Raw genomic sequence first — 25,223 nt, 5'->3', positions numbered from 1 at the left:
TAGAAACTTTACAAAAAAACGTATCTTTGTTTCTTCATATTTTCAAAAAGAATAATTTGCCATGTTTAGTAAAATAGTAGCGATAGAGCCGGTCAGTTTGATCCCGTCTGCAGAAGAAGCATTGCACACGTTTGCAAATGAAGTAGTGATGTACCCCGATATTCCGGCGGATGACGAGGAGATCGTCCGTCGCATCGGCGATGCCGACGCGGTGCTGCTGAGTTATACTTCGAGTATCCGCCGCGAGGTAATGGAAAGATGTCCCAATATCAAATACATCGGCATGTGCTGTTCGCTTTACTCACCGGAAAGCGCCAACGTCGATATCATTTATGCCAACGAGCACGGTATCAAGGTCACAGGTATCCGGGATTATGGAGACGAAGGAGTAGTCGAATATGTCATCAGCGAACTGGTACGCTCCTTCCACGGGTTCGGCCAGCCGGCCTGGGAAGGCGAGGTTCGTGAGATTACCGGGCTGAAAGCCGGTATCATCGGTTTGGGCAAGTCAGGCGGCATGATTGCCGATGCACTCCGGTTCTTCGGTGCGGAAATAGCTTATTTTGCCCGTAGCGAAAAGGAATGGGCTCGTGAGAAAGGGTACCGTTTCCTTCCCTTAGACCAACTGCTTGAGCAAAGCGAAGCCGTCTTCTGTTGCCTGAACAAAAACACCGTCCTGCTGCACGAGGCCGAATTCCGGAAGTTGGGTGATAAGAAGATACTGTTCAACACAGGACTGTCTCCCGCCTGGGACGAGGAACCGTTCGTCAAATGGTTATCGGGCAATAACCTTTGTTTTTGCGATACCGTCGGCGCCTTGGGAGGTGCTCACCTTTTGGAGCATCCGCATGTACGATGCGTACAGGCCTCGACAGGCCGCACCCGCCAAGCGTTCGACCGTCTGAGCGAAAAGGTACTGGCCAATCTTTCAGAATACAACGGGTGAAACGATATTAAGCAGGGTGTTCACAACCGACCATCCTGCTATCTCGGCCGTCTCACTGTACACATCCACGACGGCATGTACCTGGTCGTTCCTGATCTCCACCCGCTGGGTGTCCCCCTTAAATCCGGGAGTCGACTGTATGGTCACCTGCATGGCTTCCGGACCGACAGAGGCACGTGAGGCGGCTACCGTGACATTCACTTTCGTAGGGAACAGGCGGATGGCTTCCACCGCATTGCCGGTAAACACGACTTTCTGTTCTTTCTGCAAAGCCTCCTCATAGACCGGTGTTCCTTTTAAGGCATCAGGTCCCTTTTCATTGTAGAAACGGGCAGTCGCCTTCCCCATCAAGGCTGCTGTGCGCAAGACATCGAACCCTCCGGTAGCTCCCGAAGCGATATAGATACGTGTCCCGTTCTCCTTGGCCGTTTCGCATACTTCCCGGTAAAACGCATCATCGGCCAGCGCACCGATCGAAAGGGTCACGATAGAAGTCCCGTTCTTCAACGCCGGAACGGCGAACTCCCGAAGAGCGGCCGGAGAAGCCGTCTCCACCAGTATATCGGGTTTCAAGGCCAGCAACTCATCCGCCGTAGTACAGACGGCACAGCTTTTCCCTGCCTCTGCCATCCGACCGGCAATACGTTCCGCCTTGGCTACCGTACGCGAATAGACTCCCACCAACTCATATTCGGGCAACAACCCTTTGACGACAGCTTCCGAAACGATTCCGGCAAGCCGTCCGCATCCTGCTATTACAAATGTTTTCATGTTTACAAAAGTACATAAATACTTCCGATTTCCATGCTTGACCATGAAAGAAAAGGGAAACAAACTACTCAAACACAACAAAGCAGTCATTAAAATTGATAGCCACCTTCTCGAACTGATTAACAAGTGCCATGCCTATATTGCCTGCGTATGGCACAAGTTTATCGCCTTCAATCGTCACTACCATATCTCGGAATTCCAAGCTCCTTCCGCCAAAAGAGAGCGCCCCAAAAAACTCTGATAATCCAACTCTTTTTCATCTTGAAAATGTCTTTTATATATGATTATGGCAAATATAGGGGAAACGTAAATCGTAAGGGACTGTTTGCGTTAAAAAACAGGAACTCCACTGGATTATAATCAGAAACAGTGCATAAAATCTCCTCAAACAAGGCAGATAAACAGCTCTACATCCCCGTTTCGGTTTCACGTAGACCCGGGTCTCCACCTCCTCCACACCCGGATCTCCCATACCCTTCCACCCGGGTCTGAAGAAACTTTTCAAGTTGTTTTCACCAAAAAAGTAGCTTGTCTTCATGAAAAAACGAGCCTTTTTATGCTGTTTTGTGTCAACTTCGGGACACATCATGAATTTGATAGAAGGCTGATATATAATAATTTATTGTTTTTCCCCATGATGGTTATGATAGATGAATGATAGTTGAAAACAGGAACTATCATAGAATAACAAACTGTTATACAGTCATATAAATTCAACTATGATAGTATGACAGTTGTTTTGCGAAAAAACTTTTATACCATATATACCTTTCTCGTTCAACGCCTTGAATGCCACTTTTGCAGGTATCCCCTCTATCAAATTACCTCCTTCCGGAAAAAAGGTCAGTTTAGCAACTCGCGTATCCGCGAGGTACGGAGGAATCATATCCTTTATTTGCTATAGTCTTTACGATACGTATCTTCTTAGGATAAAAAGGACGGATAGTATCGTCCAAAAAGGAGAATCTGGTATAGGCATGGATACGGTAATCTTCCAGGATTCAGCTCCTTATCTATATAAATGTGACCGTCAGCAATGCCGGCTTGTACCGGATATTTTTCTTGCCAGACAATGCTGTCCTTCTTATCAAGCATTTCAACAAACTTGGTATTGTGCACCAACATTGGTGCAATCGGCAAAAAGCACCAATCCCACAACCCCCATAATCCAACACTTTTTCATCTTCTTCCCTTCTTATATCTTGGCAACTAATTCCCGGAAGAGAATGGTCATGACCGCTGCCGCTTGATTGGCGGCGACAATCACATCGGCCCCGTCATTGACGAAATCATCGGCAAAATGATAGCCTTCATTTGTAATCACGGACATACCGAATACACGCAAACCGGCATGACGAGCCACGATTACCTCCGGAACCGTACTCATTCCGATCGCGTCGCCTCCGACTCTGCCGTAGAAAGCATACTCAGCCGGAGTTTCGAAAGAAGGACCTGTCAGTCCGACATATACGCCCTTCTTCAATGAGATACCGTGGGACGCGGCAATTTCTTCGACAAGCCCAATAAACTCCCGGTCATACGCGCGCGTCATATCCGGGAAACGGGTTCCGAACTGTTCGTCATTCGGACCGATCAGCGGATTAGGGATCATATTGATGTGATCGCGTATGATCATCAGGTCACCGACTTTGAAACTCGTATTGATACCGCCTGCGGCATTGGAAACCAACAGATTCTTAATACCCAAGAGCTTCATCACCCGGACGGGGAAGGTCACTTGCTGCATGGTATAGCCCTCATAATAATGGAAACGTCCCTGCATGGCAAGCACCGGCTTCCCTCCTAACCTGCCGCAGATGAAGTTTCCTTTATGTCCTGCGGCTGTCGAATGCATAAAATGCGGAATCTCACTATAGGGAATAACCACAGCTTCTTCGATCTGGTCGGCAAGGGACCCCAAGCCGCTGCCTAAGATAATAGCGGTTTCCGGATTACCAGTAATACGAGACGACAGGTAACCAACCGCTTCCCGATAAATAGTATTGTCATTTGTATTCATATACATTCAAATTAATTGTTCAACGTCACAAAAGAATAGGTTTCATGTCGAGGGAACTTCGGTTTTCTCGCCTACGGTTCTCTTACCAACTTATAGGCAAGTTCGGCTGTATGCTCCATAATCTCCTCCTCGCCCGGAACCTTTTTGTCTTGCATCAGGATTTTACCATCACAGATAACGGTATCGATACAACTGCCGTTTGCTGCATACACGAGATTGGAGACAAAGTTATGATTCGGGGTAAAAGCCGGGATATCCAAATCGACCAGACAGAGATCCGCCAGATAGCCTTCGGCAATCCGTCCGGCTTTCAGTCCGATAGCCAAAGCACCGGCTTCCGTCGCCGCCTGGAATATTTCACTGGCTGGAATCGCCTCCGGGTCTTTCCGCCAGGCCTTGCCTAAAAGCGAAGCAAGTTTCATCGCCTCGATCATATCCAGATTATTGGAAGAAGAACAACCGTCAGTACCCAAAGCGACAGTAACACCGGCCTTTCGCATCTCACAAAATTTGAATTGAATGCCGGAGGCCAGCTTCATATTGGATGCCGGATTATGCACTACTTTCACTCCGTGATCCGCCAGCATACGAATCTCGTCATCATCGACATAGATACCGTGCGCAATGATCAGACGTGGGGATAATATGCCTAATTTATATAAATAACGTACAGGAGTAAAGCCGAACTGTTTGATTGAGTTTCTGACTTCGCCTTCCGTCTCTGCCAAATGCAGATGAATCGGGACGGAATGCTCGGCAGCAAAACCATGTATCCACTGTAACAGTTCGCCAGACACGGTATAAATGGCATGGGGACCGACCGCATACCGTATGCGCTTGCTATAGTTTTCCACATCGACAACAAGTTTCTCGTTTTCACGCTTGCTCTTTTCTGCCAATTCTGGTTTGAAATGATCGAAACAGACGCCGGCAAGCAATGCACGCAGCCCCATTTCTTCGACAGCATCGGCCGTAGCCCGGAACTTATGATACATATCGAAAAACGTTGTCGTCCCGCTTTTTATCATTTCGAGACAAGCTAGCTTCGTTCCCCAATAAACATCCTCGCGCGTCAATTTCGCTTCATTCGGCCAGATCTTCTGCTCCAGCCAGGGCATCAACGGCATGTCATCGCCAAAACCACGGAAAAGCGTCATAGCGGCATGTGTATGCGCATTTACGAAACCAGGGATCAAGGCTTTACGCCTTCCGTCTATCACCTGATCCGCCTGTACCTGAAGATCCGTCCCTACCTGCCTGATCTCCTTTTTCTCTATATAGACATCAGTTACAGCACCATCCAATAAAGCGCCTTTTATCAATATGCTCATATAAACTTAGCTTTCATGTTCTTTATCTTTTCATTCCGAATACGCCCCAGCAAACCGGATAGTTTAGTCCGCTTGACAGCTGCGAAAGCGCAACTTTCCTTTATCTCGACTATGCCTAAATCGTCCTTTTCTAGTCCACCTTTCTGAAAGAGGAAGCCGACCACATCCTTCTTGCTCAATTTGTCCCGTTTCCCCCGATTGATCGTCAGTGTCACCCACTCGGAACGGACGGGCTTCTTTGCCACTTCCGGCAAGAAAAACTCATCCGGCTCGCGGGTGATATATTCAGGAATTGTCTCTTCCGCATTCAAGATCAGATAAGCAACCCCTTCCGCGTTCATACGAGCCGTACGTCCGTTACGATGCACGTACGCCTCTTCACTCACAGGAAGATGATAATGGATCACATTCTTCACTTCTGGAATATCAAGACCGCGAGAGGCCAAATCAGTAGAAATAAATACGGTAGCACTGCCGTTACGGAAATGCGACAAGGCACGTTCACGTTCCGGTTGCTCCATTCCTCCGTGGAAGTATTCGTTATCTACACCCATTTCGGTCAGATAGTTGCTCACCCGTTCTACCGTCTCCCGATAATTGCAGAAGATAAGGGCAGAACCACCTTTCAGTTCACCTAAAAGCTTGTACAAGGTTTCCAGCTTGTCCTTAACTGGAGACTTGACCACACGCAAAGCCAGCCCTTTCGACTCCTTCACTTCTTTCAAGAACGACAATCGTACCGGAGCTGTAATCCCGGTGAAAGCAGGAATATCGACTGCTGCCGTTGCCGAAGTCAGCACCCGGCGGCGCACGCCTGGGAGATGTGCCAAAATCTCCTTCATTTCAGCAAGGAAGCCCAGTTCGAGCGATTTGTCAAACTCATCAAGGATCAGCGTACGCACACTGTCCAGATTGATATTACCCCGTTCCAGATGGTCGACGATACGCCCCGGCGTGCCGATCAGGACCGTCGGCGGATGTTCGAGACTCTTCTTCTCCGTGCGGATGGGATGCCCCCCGTAGCAACAATTCACCTTATATCCGGCTCCCAACGAACGGAATACCGTTTCAATCTGCAAGGCCAACTCACGGGAAGGAGCGATGATCACGGCCTGTATCTTTTTGTCCTCATCCGTCAACGTCGTCAGCAAAGGCAAAAGGAAAGCCAGCGTCTTGCCCGACCCTGTCGGACTGAGCAGCACCATGTCTTTTGTCGTCCCGGCATCCAATACCGCCTGCTGCATCTCGTTCAGAGCAGTAATGCCTGTATTGGCAAGCGCACGAACAACTATTTCATTATTTGTCATATCAATTGAATCGTTTATAAAATTCGGCTACCGACTCGATTCCCTTATAAAAGAAGTCAAGCGTACAGCTTTCGTTGGGCGAATGAATCGCATTCTGTTCGAGGCCGAATCCCATTAGGACAGTCTTGATGCCCAACACCTGCTCGAAAGTCGAGATAATAGGGATACTTCCGCCACGGCGCACGGCCAACGGACGTTTGCCAAAAGCTACGGCAACGGCTTCCTCTGCCGCCTTATAAGCGGGAAGATCGATCGGACAAACATAACCTTGTCCACCATGTTTAGGCGTCACTCTTACCTTGACATAAGCCGGAGCCACACGAGCGATGTACTCTTCAAACAGTTTCGAAATCTTCTCATGATCCTGATGCGGAACCAGACGGCAGGAAACTTTGGCGTATGCTTTGGAAGGAAGGACCGTCTTGCTGCCCTCTTCCATATAACCGCCCCAGATGCCGCAGATATCGAAGGAAGGACGGCAACTATTGCGTTCCAACGTGGAATATCCTTTTTCACCGAACAACTCATCCACACCGATGGCCGCTTTATATTTCGCTTCATCAAATGGAATCTGGGCGATCATCTCGCGTTCGGCAGGCGAAACATCTTCCACATCATCGTAGAAACCGGGGATTGTGATGCGCCCGTCAGCATCTGTTATATCGGCCATCAGCTTACACAACACATTGATCGGGTTGGCAACCGCACCACCGAAATGCCCGGAATGCAAATCGCGGTTAGGACCTGTGACCTCGATCTCCCAATAGGCAAGCCCACGAAGTCCGGTTGTCAGGGATGGCGTTTCGGCACTGACCATGCTGGTATCGGAAACCAGGATCACATCCGCTTCCAACAATTCTTTATGTGTACGGCAGAAGGCTTCGAGGCTCGGCGAACCGATCTCTTCTTCTCCCTCGAAGATAAACTTCACATTACATTTCAGCAAATCCAGATTCAGGGCTGTCTCGAAACCTTTTACCTGCATCATGGCCTGCCCTTTATCATCATCCGCACCACGCGCCCAGATACGGCCATCCCGGATTTCGGGTTCGAACGGGCGACTCTTCCACAGGTCAAACGGCTCGGCGGGCATTACGTCATAGTGCGAATAGACCAAAACGGTCTGCGCCTCAGGAGAAACCATCTTTTCCCCATACACAACCGGGTTGCCTTCGGTCTGCATCACAACCGCTTTATCGGCACCGGCTGCAAGCAAGAGTTCTGTCCAGCGTTTTGCACAAGCCTCCATATCAGGCTTATGTTCATGTTTGGCACTTATCGATGGAATACGGATCAAAGAGAAAAGCTCTTCGATGAAACGGTCTTTATTGGACTCGATATATTTTTTTACGGATATCATATCTATTCTTAATTTTAATCTGTACCTACTATAATACTGCCGCTATTTTTCTAATATGGGCCAATCTCTCCAAAAAAGAGATATCGGATTTTGCCATTTGCATGTCATACCGAGCTTGCTGACGAATCCAAACTTCTGCATCAATACCAAGCGCCGCTTCAAACAAAAGAGCATATTCTGTCGAAACAGAACGCTTTCCATTCAATATTTCATTCAGCAATGTCGGAGAAACCCCCATTTGCAATGCCAATTTCCGCTGCGAAATACCTCGATATTCTATTTCATCCTTTATCAACTCGCCTGGATGTATGGGGTTGGATGGAGTCAAATTATTGGCGATCATTTTAGGATCAATACCTTGAAGTGTAATCATAGCTACAATCATTTATAATGGTTTGATAATTCTATTATATTACATACGGTAACAATCGGTTCTTCTATCGAATCCCTTACGGTAAACTCAACTCGATACTTATTATTCACCCGTACAAATGAAATACCAGCCTTATCGCCTTTCAGCATCTCATAATTCAAGGAATTTATCAAAAGAAGTTCTTCTACCTTCTTGGCATCCAAAAGAAAATCTATACACTTTTGATAACACCTTATCACATCAGGCTGATAACGAGGCTTCTTGTTATCAGTCTTTCCTTTCTCGTAAAGGTCACGCAAATATACTTCTTCGAATGTAACAAACATATCGTTCTCGTATTTGCGTACAAATATAACGTATTCTTTCAGTATTCACAAAAATGTGAACAGCTTCTTTATGGAATCTTCAAGTCTTATTCTATTTTTTTCTCTTATACAAAAACGACTGCCAACGTTCCTCCGCATTCCCCTGGCGAAACATTTCATAGCGTGCCATTGTAAAAAACAAATCGGAAAGGCGGTTCACGAACTGCATGATCCCTGGTGAAACCGGATCTTTCCGGTTCAACGTCCACAGACGGCGTTCGGCACGGCGTACGATCGTACGGGCCAACTGCAAGTGAGCGGAAACCAAAGAGCCGCCAGGCAGGATAAAATAACCGTTATCCTCCATCTTTGCCGACAAAGCATCGATCTGTTCCTCACAAACAAGAACAAGATCATCGGATATTTTGTTCGGATTCTTATCACGAATAGCCGATGGAGTCGCCACATGTGACATGACCGCCATCATCTCCATTTGTATTTTCCCCAGCAAGCTTTGCCATTCATGTTCAGCCGGGAGTAATGCACGGATAATGCCTATTTCAGCATTCACCTCGTCCAGTGTCCCGTTCGCTTCGATCCGGATATCATCTTTATCCACCCGCTCGCCTCCATGAATCCCAGTACGACCTTTATCTCCTCCACGCGTATATATTTTCATCTTTCTTATTTATTTGTATACAGACTTCAAATATTGCCATCGATGACAAATTTGGTAAACCATTCGTTTCCGACCGGATCCGCCCAATACAAATGCGTATATCCTGCCCAAACATTTTTATAATGATAAAGCGGAGTATCCGTTTCCACTCCTTTGGCAGTATAAGCGACAGCGCAGGACGGAAGCGGATTCTGTTGTTCCACCAGACGGGAATAGTGGAACTCATGCCCTTTCAGACGAGTTTCGTTGTATAATAAGGTGCGATATCCCAGGCGTAACTTCATATTCTCCATTGTTGCAGACTGGTGCAACACGCCAGCCATAGGATAAACGTATCCATTTTTATCTCGTATCTCGTCACATAGATACATCATACCTCCACATTCAGCCAACAATTTTCCTCCACTCTCAACATACCGGCGAATGGACTGAAGCATCTGCCTGTTTGCCGATAAAGCAGCAAGATATAACTCCGGATAACCTCCGGGAAGGTACACGAAACCAGCATCCGGCAAAGAAGTGTCTGCCAACGGACTGAAATATGTAACTTCCCCTAAATGATGCAGATAGCGAATATTCGCTTCATATACAAAATTGAATGCAGGATCGCAGGCTACCGCAATAGGGAAAGAAGGCTCACGTTTATAGATATGACGACCTGCGGATATAGGAACGACAGCTGTCGCAACTGGTTTTGTCAACTCCAGCAACCGATTGATGTTTACATGCTTTTCGACAAGTTCCGCTACACGGTCGGCGAACTCTTCAAAGCAGAAATCTTCATCGAGAGACAACCCTAAATGACGGCTGGGGATCTCCACATCCGCACACTTGGGAAGATATCCCAATGCCTCGACTCCGGCATCTTCACAAGCCTGTTTCAAAAAAGAATAATGGTTTTCGGAAGCAACAAAATTAAAGACAGCCCCAACTATCTGCACTTGCTTGTTGAATTGTTTAAATCCGTACAATAAAGGAGCCACCGAATATGCCGTACTTTTCGCATTTACAATCAGGACTACCGGTATTTTCAGCATACAGGCGATTTCCGCACAGCTCCCTTTCATACCGTCATACCCGTCAAACAATCCCATCATGCCTTCGGTTACCGCCACATCCGCTTTTTCCGTATAGCCGGCATACAAATCACGCACGTGTGCCTCTGACATCATAAAGAGATCCAAGTTCACGGATGGATTACCGGCAGCCATCCTATGATGACGAGTGTCGATATAGTCAGGCCCGCATTTGAAAGGCTGCACCTTAAACGAACGGTTCTTCAAGGCACGAAGCAAACCTAGTGTAAAAGTTGTTTTCCCGCTCCCCGATGAAGCAGCACCGATCAACAGATGGGACTGACACATTATTAATATTGTTCCTTCTCGTTCGGGAAATCTTGCGTCTTCACATCCTCAATATAAGTCTGCACGGCACGGGTGATATCTTCTGCCAAATTCGCATAACGGCGCAAGAAACGGGGAGAAAATCCCTGGTTGATACCTAACATATCATGCATGACCAACACCTGTCCGTCTACTCCTCCGCCGGCACCGATACCGATAATCGGAATCGTCAGTTCGGAAGCGACCTGTGCAGCCAAAGCAGCCGGAATCTTCTCCAATACGATTGCAAAGCAACCGATCTCTTCCAACAGATGAGCATCTGCGATCAGCTTCTTTGCTTCCGCTTCTTCACGGGCACGAACCGTATATGTCCCGAACTTATTAATAGACTGAGGCGTCAATCCCAGATGTCCCATGACAGGAATACCCGCACACAGAATACGTTCGATAGATTCCCGAATTTCAGAACCTCCTTCAAGCTTGATACAATCCGCATGCGTTTCCTTCATCACACGGATAGCCGAAGCCAACGCTTCTTTTGAGTTTCCTTGATACGTGCCAAAAGGCAGGTCCACCACCACCAAGGCACGTTTCACCGCTTTCATGACCGATTTGCCATGATAGATCATTTGGTCAAGCGTGATCGGCAGTGTCGTTACATTACCAGCCATTACGTTGGAAGCCGAATCGCCTACCAATATGACATCCATACCAGCCTGATCGATCAGTTGAGCCATCGAATAATCGTAAGCTGTCAACATGGAAATTTTCTCCCCACGCTGTTTCATTTCTATCAGGCGATGTGTGGTCACCTTTCTATTATCCTCTAAATCCCTTTTTGCAACTGACATAATGATTTTTATTAATTGTTACAAGGCGCAAAGGTATACAAAATGTTTAGAAAGTGACATCAATCCCACCCATGAAGATCGCTTTCGGCATCGGAAAACCATCATTAATAGTGTAACGGGTTGCCGTCAGGTTTTCTCCTTTCACAAAGAGGTTCAATCCTTTATCACGTGTACCGAAACGATAAGCGACTTTCGCATTCAAAGTTGTAAAATCCTCTTTCTTAGAGTATTCTGCATCTGTATACAAATCAAAGACAGACTGCATATTCACGTTCAAAGTGAAACGTCCCGGCATATAGGTGGCCCCTGCATAGAACTTATGTCCAGGGGCTCCAGGAATAGGTTTGCTCATGTGCAGATAACTATAGTTCATATCCAGGTTCAAATTTTTGCAAATCTGATAGCGAGCTTCAAACTCTATACCTTTATTCGTAAAGGTTCCTGTATTCAAATTCTTATAAGGAGGTCTACCGTCCCCATTCACGCTTACGGAATAAATCATATCTTTCCCATCGATAAAGAAAGCTGTCAGCTCAGTATACAAGTCGCCCCCTAAAAAAGACTGTCCGACAGCAACTTCATAATTTACCATACTCTCCGGTTTCAAATCTGCATTGGCAGCTCCCCACATATACATTTCGCGGATATTCGGACTACGAAATCCTTTAGAGACAGATGCACGGATCGTATTTCCTTCAAACGGACGTACCGTAACTCCTCCCTGCGGAACCCATTCGCCTCCATAAGTGCTACTGTGTTCATAGCGGACACCGGCATTCAGGCTCAATATGCCAAAAAGTTCTTGTTGCATGATGGCATATCCGGCTGTTTCATTCACCGTTTTATCCACCAATTCTTTTTTTGAACCGTCATTATTGTCATTCCAAGCATGTCCACCCCAGTTTTTATAATCCACACCGACAGTAAAGTTATTCCCCTTAAACAAACGGAACGATTCATACAATTGAACTCCCACGTTGTGGTCGTCAGAACGAAAAAGATAAGTCAAAGGCTCTTCTCCTGGATTGTAACCATCATTGATTTTATGGTTTCCCCAATTATAGAACAGGCGCAAGGCCCCGCTCATCTTACCCTGATTATTTTCCAATGCCATAGAAGCTGTTCCACGCAAAATATTCATTTTATTGTCTATAACAGGCTCAAATGTTTTACCAGGATTTTGAAACTTCGATTTGGCAAGGCTTACATCACCTGTCATCTTATAATGCTCATTGAAAGCATATCCTAAATTAGCAAAACCATTTGTGATGTTAAAATCCGAATTTGGTCGATGCCCATCGGTTCGATCGTGATTTATCGAGATAAAACTACTGAATTTACCTACGTTAAAACCATTATTCACCATATATTTTTGCGTATTGTAAGAGCCATACATCACACGCGCCTGTGTACGCCGTCCTTTCTGTTTATGATGACGGGTAATGATATTGACAACCCCTCCCATCGCGTTAGAACCATACAGCAAAGAACCGGGACCACGAATCACTTCCACGCGCTCTACATCCGAAGCCACATAAGTATCAGGCAAAGAATGTCCGAACACTCCAGCCCATTGCGGTTGCCCGTCGAACAGCATTAAAACCTTATTTCCACTTCCGACACCACGAATGTTAACCGTACCTGCCGCTCCTTCCGAAACTCCAAAACCGGTAATTCCCTTTTGCGTCACAAACAATCCGGGGACATGTTGGGAAAGTACCGGCAACAATGCCGATTCGCTGCTCGCCTCGATCTGCTCCCGGTCTATCACCGAGATAGTAAGTGGCACACTGCTTCGGTTCACTTGTACCTTATTCGCTGAAATCACAACCCCCTGTAAATTAATCAGACTATCAATTGCAGCCGGATCGCTTGCAAAGACCAGCGAACTGCACAAAAGCCCGGAAGCAAGTAAAATTACTTTTTTCATATCTCACTTTTATGTATTAAATTTCTATTGTTATTTAATCGTGTTACACTTTTCAAAATTCGTGTCACCATACGGGTAAAAAATATATCTAATCAGCCCGGCTCATAACCAACTTGCCATGCTTAAGCCCCTTTATCGTAGTCAACCGGTCCGACAACTCAGTCAGACGGTAAGCTGTGCCCATCACGGTTGCAATGTGCAGACAAAAATTCCGGTTCACATAATATTGGGAAGAAGACAAGATAACATCCTGATAATTTTGCTGAATATCGGCAATCCGGGAAGTAATATCCTTTTTTACCTGGTCATACATAAGAATGATCGTACCTGCCACGATATGGTTACATTGCCATTTCTTTTCAGCGACATTCTTCTCCACTAGAAAACGGATCGCCTGCGAACGGTTGGCGAAACCGTTCTCGCTCACATACTGATCCAACGACTCCAGCAGGTTATCCTCCAACGAGACTCCGAAACGCTTCAAAGGCATATCCCACAATTTTTTGATTCTTAAATTATTGCCTGCAAATATACTACTTTTTCGATAAAATACCAGACAAGCTTTTACAATTGCAAAAATAGACGGATAATAATAACCGGACTGTATACGGATTACAGATAATATAACCACTTTTACAGATTAATGAAAAAGCAGCTCTAATCCATCGCCTTCGTCCTGTTGTTATATATATAAATGTAAAAACAGAAGAATATGAAAAAAATAGTATTGCTCCGCCACGGGGAAAGTATCTGGAACAAGGAAAATCCCTTCACTCGAAACTTCCGATGAGATATTGATTGCCGCTCATGGGAACAGCCTACGCGGGATCATCAAATATTTAAAAAACATTCCGGACGACGAAATCATACATCTCAATCTGCCGACTGCCGTACCGTATATATTTGAGTTTGACGATAATCTGAATTTCGTAAAGGATTATTTCCTCGACGATCCGGAAAAAATCAAAAAACTAATGGATGCCGTAGCCCATCAGGGGAAAAAGTCAAAATAAATTAAATACAAAGAATGTTCCCGGGTATCCTCCCCCAATATTTATCCTCTTTTTATTTCAATGCCCGGAAACATTTATTTTATTATTTGACTAAGCAAATGCCTTTGCCTCTCATAGGTATCCGAATGTGAATAACTTTTTGCAGGGATTATTGTAAGCTGCTGTAGTTTCGCTTCCTTCCCTGTCCAGCCTCCAAAAGGGAGAGACACAAGGGCAGGAAATTACAAATTGCAGATTTTAACAGAACAAAAAAGATCAATATATATTATTACATTTGCACCTCAAATTCTACATGACATGAATACAAAGGTAAAAGGATATTTTTTGGGAGCGATCGCCGCTGCGACTTACGGAACTAACCCACTATTTGCTCTTCCACTGTATAAAGACGGAATGGATCCTGATTCGGTTCTTTTTTTCAGGTACTTGTTCGCAATTCCCATACTAGGCATGATGATTAAAGGGAGAGGGAGAAGTTTCAAAATAGAACATAAAGCAGCAGTTCCACTGATTGTCATGGGGCTATTGGTTGCTTTTTCTTCATTAGCTTTGTTCCAAAGTTACAATTATATGGAAGTCGGGATTGCTTCTACACTTCTTTTCGTCTATCCGATCATGGTCGCATTGATTATGGCACTTGTATTCAAAGAGAAACTAACCTTACAAACAGTCTTTTGCATTTTACTGGCACTATCAGGTATCGGTCTGCTCTATAAAAGCGGTGATGGCACAACACTCAGTCTCACCGGTGTTTTGCTGGTTATGGCTTCAGCTCTCTCCTATGCCATCTACATAATAGGAGTGAACCAATCGACACTGAAAAACGTGGCTACGCTTCCGCTGACTTTTTACATACTGCTTTTCGGCGTATCTCTATTCTTTGTCCGTGTCGGGTTCGGGAAAGACCTTTATATTGTGGACAAATGGTATCTTTGGGGAAACCTGATCGCGCTTGCCGTCTTCCCTACCGCCATTTCATTCCTTTGTACAACTAGTGCTGTCCAGTATATCGGTTCGACACCGACAGCCATACTGGGAGCACTAGAGCCGGTCACAGCTGTATTTTTCGGGGTTGCCGTGTTCGGCGAAACCTTGACACCAAGGATCGGTTGCGGGATATTATTAATTATTCTCGCCGTGACAATCATCATTGCGGGCAGCAACATCACGAGTCATTTGATCCGTTTTAGAAAGCTCTTCCCTCGGTTGCCGCTCAAAAGAAAAGGTAAGATGAACGGATAATAACTTTGATCTGTGAAGTCTGGGTAAACAAAAGCGAATGCTACCTGTTTTTTACATTTGTGAAAAATCATGGAGAACGTGAACCAGATCATAAACGTGGACTTTTTTATTCCTTATAATAAGCAGTTCGGTAACGTAGACATGAACTGGGATGTTCTGATCAACATGAAAATTAACAAATACCTCAATGCTACACTCAACACCACGCTCAAATACGACAACGACGTAAAAACCATTAATGATGAAGGCGAAAAACGCGGCGCCAAAGTTCAGTTCAAAGATATTTTAGGTATCGGCGTAGCTTACAATTTCTGATAAAAAGAGAATAGTTGACTCCCTTTTTTCAAAAAAACCCACCGTAATCGGTTGCAGTATTCAAAGAAAGGAGTAAATTTGCACGTTGAAAATAAAAATGATTAGAAATGATCAATAAGATTAACGCTCTGCTTAAGGAAGTAGAGAACCTGAAAGCGGCAAACGCTGAAGAAGTGGAGGCATTACGCATTAAATATCTCAGCAAAAAAGGTGAAATATCTTTGCTGATGAATGATTTTCGCAATGTAGCGGCAGATCAGAAGCGTGAAGTCGGCCAGCACCTCAACAAGCTGAAAGAGGCAACCCAAAATAGAATTAATGAGCTGAAAGCCAGCTTTGAGAATGTACAGACGACGAATGATGACATCGACCTCACCCGTACATCCTATCCTATTGAATTAGGTACTCGCCATCCGCTTTCACTCGTAAAGAAAGAAATCTGCGACATCTTCGGACGCTTAGGATTCAGCATTGCTGAAGGACCGGAAATCGAAGACGACTGGCATGTATTCTCTTCTTTGAACTTTGCAGAAGACCACCCTGCCCGCGACATGCAGGATACTTTCTTTATCCAACATAATCCGGACGTATTGCTTCGTACACACACTTCTTCCGTACAAACACGTGTCATGGAGAATCAAGAGCCTCCTATCCGTATTATCTGTCCGGGACGTGTATATCGTAATGAAGCGATCTCCTATCGCGCACACTGTTTCTTCCATCAGGTAGAAGCCTTGTATGTGGACAAAAACGTTTCTTTCGCCGACTTGAAACAGGCATTACTGTTCTTCGCCAAAGAAATGTTCAGCGCAGACACGAAAATTCGCTTGCGTCCATCTTATTTCCCGTTCACTGAACCTTCTGCCGAAATGGATATTTCTTGTAATATCTGTGGTGGAAAAGGCTGCCCGTTCTGTAAAGGAACCGGTTGGGTAGAAATTCTCGGTTGCGGTATGGTAGACCCGAATGTGCTTGAAAACTGTGGTATCGACAGCAAAGTATATTCCGGTTATGCTTTAGGAATGGGGATTGAGCGTATAACAAACCTGAAATACCAAGTAAAAGACTTACGCATGTTCTCCGAAAACGATGTCCGTTTTCTGAGACAGTTTGAGTCAGCCAATTAAGTTGAGAACCTAAATCATTTACCATCTTCCCCGGGTCCTTAACCAGCCCGGGGAAAAACACACTAAAAACGTAAATGGTATGATAAAGGTTTTACTACTTATAACAGGAGGGGCAATCGGCACCGTATTCCGCTACGGAGTTTCCACGTGGGTACAGCGTTCGATGCTACACTCCTTCCCTTTCGGGATACTTTCGGTCAATGTGATCGGCTCTTTCCTCATCGGCTTCTGTTGGAGTATAGCCGAAACTTGTAATCTATCTGCGGGCGCAAGAGTATTTCTCTTCACCGGGCTGTTCGGCGGATTTACCACATTCTCTTCGTTTGCACTAGATACGATGTCGCTGATGAAAACAGGCGAATATAAGTTGGCACTTTTAAACCTGATCGCCAGCAATGTGTTAGGATTGTTAGCCGTATTCTTAGGATTGCTTCTTGGTAAAAATTTCATGTCACTAATAAAATAATATATGCGCAAAGAGGAACGATATAAAGGAGTCTTGAATTGGTTCAACGAGCATGTGCCGGTCGCCGAAACGGAACTGCATTACGACAACCCATATCAATTGCTTATCGCTGTGATCCTGTCCGCCCAATGTACGGATAAACGGGTGAATATGATCACTCCTGCCCTCTTCCGGGATTTTCCGACCCCCGAAGTCATGGCCGCTTCTACTTCGGAAGTGATCTTTGAATATATCCGAAGCGTATCTTATCCCAACAATAAATCAAAACATTTAGTCGGCATGGCGAAGATGCTGATGTCCGATTTCGACGGTGTCGTACCATCCGATATAGACGAGTTGCAAAAGTTGCCCGGCGTAGGCCGCAAGACGGCAAACGTCATAGCCTCGGTCGTCTACAACAAGCCAGCAATGGCTGTCGACACACATGTGTTCCGCGTAGCCAACCGCATCGGCCTGACAAACAACAGCAAAACCCCGTTGGAAACGGAAAAGGAGTTGGTGAAGCATATCCCGGAGGAACAAATCCCGATCGCCCACCACTGGTTGATCCTGCACGGACGTTACACCTGTATCGCCCGCAAGCCCAAATGCGAAGAATGTGGTCTCAAACCTTGGTGTAAATATTTCCTGAGTCCCAAGAAAACATAACGTACAATGAAAGCTGACAAGCGAGAAATAGTGACATTCGTTATAGCTGCTCTCGCTACACTGGTGGCAGTCTGGTTCTTTTTAGGCAAAATGCAAAAAGAGAAAGATACGGTGCGGACTGATCTATATACCTTAGTCGCCCCGGCATCGGATGCGATCCTAAGTGTAAATCGCCCTGCCGCTTTCACCAAATATATCTTATCCCGAGACTCGGAACGGGATGCTTTCGCCTCGAAGATTCCGGATATCTACCTTTCCATCATCCAAAACAACCGGAATATCCCGTGGTTACTTCTATCTTTCCATCCACAGGGAGTTATCCTTTATGCACAAGCGGGAAACAACCTCGTCGGCCGGATAGAGAAAAACACATTGCAAAAGGCTTTCGGCTCGTTCGCTCCGCAGAAACAAAAAAGGGACGGCATCACTTTTACCTATTACCCGGATACCGGAAACCGTTTTTTCGGTTATTATCAACACGAGGGCATATGGGTGGCAAGTTACAGCAAGAAACTACTCGAAGAAGTCGCCCAAATCCAACGAAACCGGCAAAGTTACCTGCTACCCGACCAAGACCGCCTGCGCAAGTCATTCGACAAAAACGCCCCTTTGAACCTGATGGTACAATCGGACAGTCTCGACCTCTATGTTTCCCTCCCCGATTCAACCGAATGGGGTATCCGAAAAGGTTGGTTAGGCGCCGATCTTTTCATGAATGAAAATCATCTTTGCTATTTCGGCAGTCTTCCCTATAATTCGACCGCCGACAGTTTATATACATCTTTAGGCGACACATTGGTGCTAAGGCTGGAACAGGCCTTTCCGCAATTCAAAGTGTCCAACCAAACGGCACGAGAAAACAACCGGATGTTTTATACAGGATGTTTCACAGCTAAGGGCCAATAAATAACGAGAAACATATTATTTTATAGCAACTGCTGCAGCATCCTCAACGCCGTATTCGCCGCCAACCGGATATTATCTTCACGCTCTGTCCCGAAATGACAGCATTCTGATACGACCATGTCTTTCAGGGCGGCAGCAATCCAGACAGTTCCGACCGGCTTTTCCGGCGTACCTCCACCGGGACCGGCAATGCCGGAAGTGGCAACCGCACAGTCGCAACCTAACACACGGATCGCTCCTAACGCCATCTGCTCGACGACCGGACGACTGACTGCCCCGTACTGCGCCAAGCTATCTTCCGAAACGCCTAAAACATGGTGCTTCACTTCATTGCTGTAGGAAACGACTCCTCCACAAAAGTAATCTGAACTGCCAGCCACACGTGTAATCAGATGTGCAATATATCCGCCGGTACAACTTTCAGCCGTTCCCATCGTCAGATGGCGGGAACGAAGCAACTCGCCTATTTCTTTTTCTATAACCATTCGTATCTTCTTTACCTTGTTCCTATATCTTATAAAAAGTTTCCCCTGTAGGAAACTTTTGTTTCATGCAGGGGAAACTTTTGTTTCATGCAGGGGAAACTTTTGTTTCATGCCCATGAAACGACCAACATGTTACCTTAGTTTCACCTCTACCCTTGCAAAGGGAGCCGCATCCATCGGGCAAAATTGCTTGTCGAGATATTTGTAATACCCCGTTATGGCAACCATTGCCGCATTGTCCGTCGTGAAAGAGAATTTCGGGATATGCACCTTCCAGCCAAAACGTTTCGCATGGTCAAGAAATGCATCCCGCAAGCCGGAATTGGCCGATACGCCACCAGCTACGGCAACCTCCTTAATGCCCAGATCTTTTGCCGCCCGGCGCAATTTGTTCATCAGGATATCGATCACCGTCGCTTGCAAAGAGGCACAAAGATCCTGCTTGTTCTTTTCGATAAAATCAGGTTCCTCCTGTAGTTTGTCACGCAAGGTATAAAGGAAAGAGGTTTTCAGCCCACTGAAACTATAGTCGTAACCGAGGATATGCGGTTTGCTAAATGTAAAAGCCTTCGGGTTTCCTTCGTTGGCAAGGCGATTCACGACAGGTCCCCCAGGATACCCCAGCCCCATCACCTTCGCACATTTGTCGAACGCTTCACCGGCAGCATCGTCGATCGTCTGTCCGATCACCTCCATATCGTTATATGCGTTCACCTTGATAATCTGCGAGTTCCCACCAGATACCAACAGGCAAAGGAACGGGAACGAAGGAGCATGATCGTCTTCCGGCGTCTCCTTGATGAAATGGGCCAACACATGCGCCTGCAAATGGTTGATCTCGATCATCGGAATGTCCAACGAAGCCGCCAAACCTTTGGCAAAAGAAGTTCCGACCAACAACGACCCCATCAAACCCGGCCCACGGGTGAAAGCAACGGCACTCAATTCGGATTTATCGATACCGGCACGCTTGATCGCTTCGGCAACCACCGGGATAATGTTCTGTTGATGTGCGCGGGAAGCCAATTCGGGAACAACACCGCCGTAGGCTTCGTGAACAGCTTGACTGGCAATTACATTCGACAACATCACGCCGTCGCGTATTACAGATGAGGAAGTATCATCACACGATGATTCGATTCCTAAGATTGTCACACTCATATCTTCGTTTTAATTTTTGTGCAAATTAACGAAATCTATCGGGATATTGTTGTAGTTTTGTGCTTAAATTATAGTAAAGATATCAAAGGACTTAAATACATAATTGTCACCCTGCTCACTCTGTTCTGGATATTCTATGCAACTCCGGCCATCTTATTGCGCATTCCCTATGTGCAGCAAAAAGTGGCAACGACGGCAACGAGAGAATTATCCGAGCGTTTAGGTGTGCCCGTACGGATCGGGAATGTAGACATCGAATGGTTCAACCGCTTGGTACTGGAAAATCTGTATCTCGAAGATGAAAGCGGAACCGTACTGTTCGATGCCAACCATGTGTCGGCAGGTTTCGAAATCCTGCCTTTGTTAAACGGCAGGATCGTGTTCTCGACAGTCCGCCTGTTCGGTTTCTCCGTCAACTTGCATAAGGAAACGCCGGCAGATAAGTTGAACCTGCAATTCGTCATCGATGCTTTCGCCAGCAAAGACACCGTAAAAAAGCAATCCAATATCGACCTGCGTTTCAACTCGATCTTAATACGCCGGGGAAATTTCCGTTACGATGTGAAGAATGCAGCCACTACCCCCGGAAAGTTCAATGCCAAGCATATTGACATCCGCAATATAAGTGCCAAAATCTCTATGAAGGCATTCAACAAGGACAGCCTCAATGCCAATATCAAGAAGATGAGTTTCGACGAGGCTTCGGGCTTTTCGCTGAACAAGCTTTCGCTCAACATCGTAGCCAACAAAGACAGCGCGATCATTAACAACTTTGAAATCAAGCTGCCAGAAACAGATCTTAAAATAGACCGCGCCCATATCCATACCGGAGAAGCAGTTAGTGCATCCGATTTACTGGATCATTCGCCAGTCGAACTGAATATCGCACCTTCGCAAATTTGCCTGAAAGACCTCTCCGCTTTCGTCCCGGCATTCCGCAACTTCTCGGAAACCATCGAACTTTCGGCCGAGGCATCGGGCTACATAAACAATATCGGCTTGAAACGGCTGACACTGAAATACAGCGACAAGATGCTTTTTGTCGGCAAGATGGAGATGAAAGGAATAACACACCCGGAAGACGCCTATATCTTCGGACAAGTCAATAAGATGTATATCACGACCGAAGGAATTTCGGGCCTTGCTAACAACTTCAACGAACGCCCAGTCAAGCTGCCGGATGCGATCGTCAAGTTAGGCACGATCAACTTTACCGGAGAGATATCCGGTTTCTTCGACAACCTGGTCGCTTTCGGCAAGTTCTCGTCGGCGATCGGTTCCGTCCAGACCGACCTGATATTCGGAAACGACAAGGAGAAGAATATCGCCGCCTACCTGAAAGGACACCTTTCGACTTCCCCCTTGCACCTGAATGAACTTTTTCCGGACGGTAATCCGTATGGAACAGCCAAGTTAGCCGTTACGCTGGACACACACCGTCCTGCCAACGGGTCGTTTTCAGGTAACATAAAGGCGAATATAGACGAGTTCGAATACAAAGGCTACAAATATGAAAACATACTCCTGTCAGGTAATTTCCAGAAAAACGGGTTCAACGGAGTGTTGGACATCAACGATCCGAACGGCAAACTGTATGCCGAAGGGCTATTCCTGCATGAAGGCAAAAATTCTATGTTCAACTTCACTTCACGTCTGGAACATTTCCATCCGGACAGCCTCCATCTGACGAATAAATACGAGGCTCCGGATATCTCCTGCACACTGAATGCCGACTTCACGGGAAACAATATCGACAACCTAGAAGGGAGCATTACGCTTGACAGCCTCTCCTTCAAGACCAAGCCAGACAGCTTTTTCCTGAAAAAGTTCAAGGTAGAGGCTACGGGGCATTCACTGGACCGTCATCTGGCCATCACCTCCGACGTCTTGAACGGCGAAGTGACGGGTGCTTATTCCTTCACGACAATCGTTCCCAGCCTTATGCAAACATTAAAGGGGTATATCCCGGCTCTGATCAACGTCACGCAAAAGAAACAGAAGGTGATGGAAAACAATTTCTCCCTCTTGCTGACTATCGAAAATACGGAAGCCATATCCAACACCCTGAAACTGCCTTTTACGATGTTGACCCAAGGACGTATCACAGGACATTACAATAACCTGTACAACCGCTTCCGCTTCGAGGCCTATCTGCCTAAATTCAACATCGGCAAGTCCATGTTCGAATCCGGCTATCTGACCTGTGACAACCCGGAAGACAGGGTAAACTTGAAGCTCAAGGCAACCAACTACAATGCCAAAGGATTGCGCAACTATATGGACCTGAAAGCCGATGCCAAAGACAACCGGATACAGACGCAGATCAGCTGGGCCAACAACAAAGAACGCTTGTTTAAAGCAGACCTCTCCGCCTCCACACTCTTCATCGAGGAAGAACAGGAAAAAGGGCCGGCCAAACTGCGTACGGAAATCTCGCTGAACGAGAGTCCGCTGATCCTGAACGATTCCACCTGGCACATAGCCCCGTCTACTATCACCATTGCAGACGGCAAGATTGGGATACAAGACTTTTCCGTCTCCAACGGCACCGAATATCTCCACATGGAAGGAACAGTTTCAAAAGATCCGGCCGATACACTGTTACTGGATCTGAAACAAGTAGAACTGAGCTATATCTTTGACATTCTGAATATCCCAGTACTTCAATTTGCCGGAAAGGCTACCGGAACCTTCAACATTACCGACCTCTACGGCAGTCGGATGCTAAACACCGATCTCGAAGTACAAAACTTCTCGTTCAACCAAGTACAATTAGGACGCCTCAACCTTTTTAGCGAATGGGACGACCAGCAAAAAGGCATTCTGATGTTAGGCAGCATCTACAAGAACGATACGACTTGGACTGATGTGAGCGGCTATGTCTATCCGGTCGGCAAAAACGCAGGCCTTTCCCTCTTCTTCGGGGCAAACGACCTGAACTTGGCTTTCCTGCATCCTTTCGTCGAAAATATCGCTAAGAACATGCAAGGACGGGGCTTCGGGAATATCCATCTGCACGGGCCGTTCAAGGCGTTGAATGTAGAGGGGGACGCCTTTGTTCTCGATGGTGGGCTGGGTATCGAATATCTGAACACCTACTACACTTTCTCCGACTCCATCCATCTGACACCGGGGGCGATCATCGGACGCAACGTAACGGTGCATGACAAATTCGGCAACTCGGCAAAGGTTAATCTGACCGTCAATCACAAACATTTCAAAGATGTCAGCTTCGATGTAGGAGTCCAGACAAACAATATGTTGGTATTCGATGCGCCTCAAAAGCAGAATCCGCTGATATTCGGAACCGTTTTCGGAACCGGAACAGCCTCCATAAAAGGGAACGGGCAATTGATCAACTTCGATATCAATATGCGAAGTGATCCCAAGACATCCGTCAAACTCGACTTCATGAACAACTCTTCCGCGGCAGAATATGATTTCATCACTTTCGTGAATAAAAAAGAATTGCGGGAAATGGCACTTACCAAACCGGTCGATTCCATTAAACCTCTTATCTTCAAAAACGAAGACGAAGGGGCGGAATTGCGCATGAACTTCCTTCTCGACATCACACCGGATGCCGATATAGAGCTGATTATGGATCCGGTCGCAGGCGATAAAATAACAGGTAACTGCAACGGAAGCCTCCAGATACAGTACGGGACGAAAACCGACTTGCGCATGTATGGAAACATCGGGATCGTACAAGGAAACTATAATTTCAGCCTACAACAACTCATCCATAAAAACTTCAAGATACGGGATGGCAGTATTATCAACTTCCGGGGAGATCCCTTCGAGGCAACGATGAATGTAAATGCCATCTATAACGTAACAGCCAACATACAAGACCTGGATCCCAGTCTGACGTACGAAAGCTCCCGACGCAATACGCCGGTCAATTGCGTATTGAAATTAGACGGTGTGCTGAGGAACCCAACCATTTCGTTCGACCTCGAACTGCCGAGCTCCAACGAAGAGCTCCAACGGCAGGTCAAAAGTCTGGTTGATACAGAAGACATGATGACCCGGCAAATTATCTATCTGCTGGTTCTGAACAAATTCTATACGCCGGAATACAATGCGCAATATAAATCGAACGATTTCAGCGCAGTGGCCTCATCCGCCCTTTCTTCCCAAATATCCAGTATCATGAATAGCTTCACCGACAAAGTGCAACTCGGTACAAATATCCGGACCAGCCAGGACGGTATCGAAGATACGGAAGTAGAAATGCTGCTGTCCAGCCAATTACTAAACAACCGCCTCATATTCAACGGAAACTTCGGGTACAAAAACAGTACGATCAACAATCAGAAGAATGCCTTCATCGGTGAATTCGACCTCGAATATCTGCTGACGCCCAGCGGTGATATCCGCCTGAAAGCCTACAACCATGCCAACGACATGTATATGATTCTAAAACAAGCCCTGACAACACAGGGCGTAGGTATCATGTATAAGAAAGACTTTACCCGCTTCTCCGATATTTTCCGGCGACGGAAGAAATATCCTCTGATCCCCCTGCGCCCCACCGTACCAGACAGCACACAGCAAACACCGGTAACCACAGAGCAAATTCCGACAGCAACAGAACATACAAAAAAGTAATCCGGATTTCATATGTATGAAAGAAGAGGC

General features: G+C 46.2%; 22 protein-coding genes and 2 pseudogenes. 9 read left to right on the top strand and 15 right to left on the bottom strand.

Annotation, left to right across the window (positions count from 1 at the left end; genetic code table 11):
* Positions 1-61 precede the first annotated feature (61 nt).
* On the top strand, positions 62-946 hold the full coding sequence (locus tag NQ542_RS02740) for an NAD(P)-dependent oxidoreductase (RefSeq protein WP_005635815.1): 885 nt from the start codon (positions 62-64) through the stop codon (positions 944-946).
* On the opposite strand, the gene NQ542_RS02735 is transcribed toward NQ542_RS02740, so the two are convergent.
* The 13 genes from NQ542_RS02735 to nikR all read right to left on the bottom strand — a co-directional run bounded on the left by NQ542_RS02735 (position 929) and on the right by nikR (position 13,706).
* Positions 929-1,717 (bottom strand): aspartate dehydrogenase domain-containing protein, encoded by a 789-nt coding sequence (locus NQ542_RS02735; protein WP_036724181.1) that lies wholly within the window; start codon positions 1,715-1,717, stop codon positions 929-931. The genes NQ542_RS02740 and NQ542_RS02735 overlap by 18 nt on opposite strands.
* 274 nt (positions 1,718-1,991) lie before the next feature.
* On the bottom strand, positions 1,992-2,255 hold the full coding sequence (locus tag NQ542_RS17810) for a hypothetical protein (RefSeq protein WP_050760744.1): 264 nt from the start codon (positions 2,253-2,255) through the stop codon (positions 1,992-1,994).
* Between the two features lie 657 nt (positions 2,256-2,912).
* Positions 2,913-3,737: a purine nucleoside phosphorylase I, inosine and guanosine-specific gene (locus tag NQ542_RS02730; RefSeq protein WP_005650283.1), complete on the bottom strand. Its 825-nt coding sequence runs from the start codon at positions 3,735-3,737 to the stop codon at positions 2,913-2,915.
* A gap of 71 nt (positions 3,738-3,808) precedes the next feature.
* A complete protein-coding gene (locus NQ542_RS02725) occupies positions 3,809-5,068 on the bottom strand; it encodes an amidohydrolase family protein (RefSeq protein ID WP_005640335.1) in 1,260 nt (419 codons plus the stop codon).
* The gene (locus NQ542_RS02720) at positions 5,065-6,375 is read right to left on the bottom strand and encodes a DEAD/DEAH box helicase (RefSeq protein ID WP_005640334.1); all 1,311 of its coding nucleotides are present in this window, start codon (positions 6,373-6,375) and stop codon (positions 5,065-5,067) included. Before NQ542_RS02720 ends, NQ542_RS02725 begins: the two co-directional genes overlap by 4 nt.
* A 1-nt stretch (position 6,376) precedes the next feature.
* A complete protein-coding gene (locus NQ542_RS02715; RefSeq protein ID WP_005640333.1) occupies positions 6,377-7,735 on the bottom strand; it encodes a dipeptidase in 1,359 nt (452 codons plus the stop codon).
* Positions 7,736-7,763: 28 nt separating this feature from the next.
* Positions 7,764-8,108: a HigA family addiction module antitoxin gene (locus NQ542_RS02710; protein WP_005642311.1), complete on the bottom strand. Its 345-nt coding sequence runs from the start codon at positions 8,106-8,108 to the stop codon at positions 7,764-7,766.
* Positions 8,109-8,116: 8 nt separating this feature from the next.
* The gene (locus NQ542_RS02705) at positions 8,117-8,434 is read right to left on the bottom strand and encodes a type II toxin-antitoxin system RelE/ParE family toxin (RefSeq protein WP_005640331.1); all 318 of its coding nucleotides are present in this window, start codon (positions 8,432-8,434) and stop codon (positions 8,117-8,119) included.
* Between the two features lie 91 nt (positions 8,435-8,525).
* Entirely contained in the window at positions 8,526-9,092 is a 567-nt protein-coding gene (locus tag NQ542_RS02700; protein WP_005640330.1) for a cob(I)yrinic acid a,c-diamide adenosyltransferase, read from the bottom strand.
* 26 nt (positions 9,093-9,118) lie between these two features.
* A complete protein-coding gene (locus NQ542_RS02695) occupies positions 9,119-10,456 on the bottom strand; it encodes a cobyrinate a,c-diamide synthase (protein ID WP_005640329.1) in 1,338 nt (445 codons plus the stop codon).
* A gap of 2 nt (positions 10,457-10,458) precedes the next feature.
* Positions 10,459-11,286, bottom strand: coding sequence for a 3-methyl-2-oxobutanoate hydroxymethyltransferase (gene panB, locus NQ542_RS02690; RefSeq protein WP_005640328.1), 828 nt, complete (start codon positions 11,284-11,286; stop codon positions 10,459-10,461).
* Between the two features lie 46 nt (positions 11,287-11,332).
* On the bottom strand, positions 11,333-13,216 hold the full coding sequence (locus tag NQ542_RS02685) for a TonB-dependent receptor plug domain-containing protein (protein ID WP_005640327.1): 1,884 nt from the start codon (positions 13,214-13,216) through the stop codon (positions 11,333-11,335).
* An 88-nt stretch (positions 13,217-13,304) separates the two neighbouring features.
* Entirely contained in the window at positions 13,305-13,706 is a 402-nt protein-coding gene (gene nikR, locus NQ542_RS02680) for a nickel-responsive transcriptional regulator NikR (protein WP_005650287.1), read from the bottom strand.
* Between the two features lie 277 nt (positions 13,707-13,983).
* On the opposite strand from nikR, the pseudogene NQ542_RS02675 reads away from it, so the two are divergent.
* The 7 genes and pseudogenes from NQ542_RS02675 to NQ542_RS02645 form a co-directional block, all read left to right on the top strand.
* Positions 13,984-14,229: pseudogene (locus NQ542_RS02675) on the top strand (2,3-bisphosphoglycerate-dependent phosphoglycerate mutase); the annotation flags it as partial.
* Positions 14,230-14,526: 297 nt separating this feature from the next.
* Positions 14,527-15,471: a DMT family transporter gene (locus NQ542_RS02670; RefSeq protein ID WP_005640322.1), complete on the top strand. Its 945-nt coding sequence runs from the start codon at positions 14,527-14,529 to the stop codon at positions 15,469-15,471.
* 66 nt (positions 15,472-15,537) lie between these two features.
* Positions 15,538-15,786 (top strand): annotated as a pseudogene (locus NQ542_RS02665) (DUF3078 domain-containing protein); the annotation flags it as partial.
* 107 nt (positions 15,787-15,893) lie between these two features.
* The gene (pheS, locus tag NQ542_RS02660; protein WP_005640318.1) at positions 15,894-16,913 is read left to right on the top strand and encodes a phenylalanine--tRNA ligase subunit alpha; all 1,020 of its coding nucleotides are present in this window, start codon (positions 15,894-15,896) and stop codon (positions 16,911-16,913) included.
* 79 nt (positions 16,914-16,992) lie between these two features.
* Complete coding sequence (crcB, locus tag NQ542_RS02655) at positions 16,993-17,379, top strand: fluoride efflux transporter CrcB (protein WP_005640316.1); 387 nt, start codon at positions 16,993-16,995, stop codon at positions 17,377-17,379.
* Positions 17,380-17,382: 3 nt separating this feature from the next.
* The gene (nth, locus tag NQ542_RS02650) at positions 17,383-18,027 is read left to right on the top strand and encodes an endonuclease III (protein ID WP_005640314.1); all 645 of its coding nucleotides are present in this window, start codon (positions 17,383-17,385) and stop codon (positions 18,025-18,027) included.
* A gap of 6 nt (positions 18,028-18,033) precedes the next feature.
* Positions 18,034-18,933, top strand: coding sequence for a hypothetical protein (locus NQ542_RS02645; RefSeq protein WP_005640313.1), 900 nt, complete (start codon positions 18,034-18,036; stop codon positions 18,931-18,933).
* A 20-nt stretch (positions 18,934-18,953) separates the two neighbouring features.
* Here the strand turns inward: NQ542_RS02645 and NQ542_RS02640 are convergent, their stop codons facing one another.
* Positions 18,954-19,418, bottom strand: a complete 465-nt coding sequence (locus tag NQ542_RS02640; RefSeq protein WP_005640311.1) for a CinA family protein — start codon at positions 19,416-19,418, stop codon at positions 18,954-18,956.
* Between the two features lie 132 nt (positions 19,419-19,550).
* Complete coding sequence (tsaD, locus tag NQ542_RS02635) at positions 19,551-20,579, bottom strand: tRNA (adenosine(37)-N6)-threonylcarbamoyltransferase complex transferase subunit TsaD (RefSeq protein WP_005650290.1); 1,029 nt, start codon at positions 20,577-20,579, stop codon at positions 19,551-19,553.
* 81 nt (positions 20,580-20,660) lie between these two features.
* Here tsaD and NQ542_RS02630 point away from each other — a divergent pair, with 81 nt between their 5' ends.
* Positions 20,661-25,193 (top strand): translocation/assembly module TamB domain-containing protein, encoded by a 4,533-nt coding sequence (locus NQ542_RS02630; RefSeq protein ID WP_371745231.1) that lies wholly within the window; start codon positions 20,661-20,663, stop codon positions 25,191-25,193.
* Positions 25,194-25,223: the final 30 nt, after the last annotated feature.

It is taken from the genome of Parabacteroides merdae ATCC 43184 (assembly GCF_025151215.1).
GTDB classification, from domain to species: Bacteria; Bacteroidota; Bacteroidia; order Bacteroidales; family Tannerellaceae; genus Parabacteroides; species Parabacteroides merdae.
Note: the sequence above shows the minus strand (reverse complement) of the source record. Positions and strands in the feature narration are given on the sequence as shown.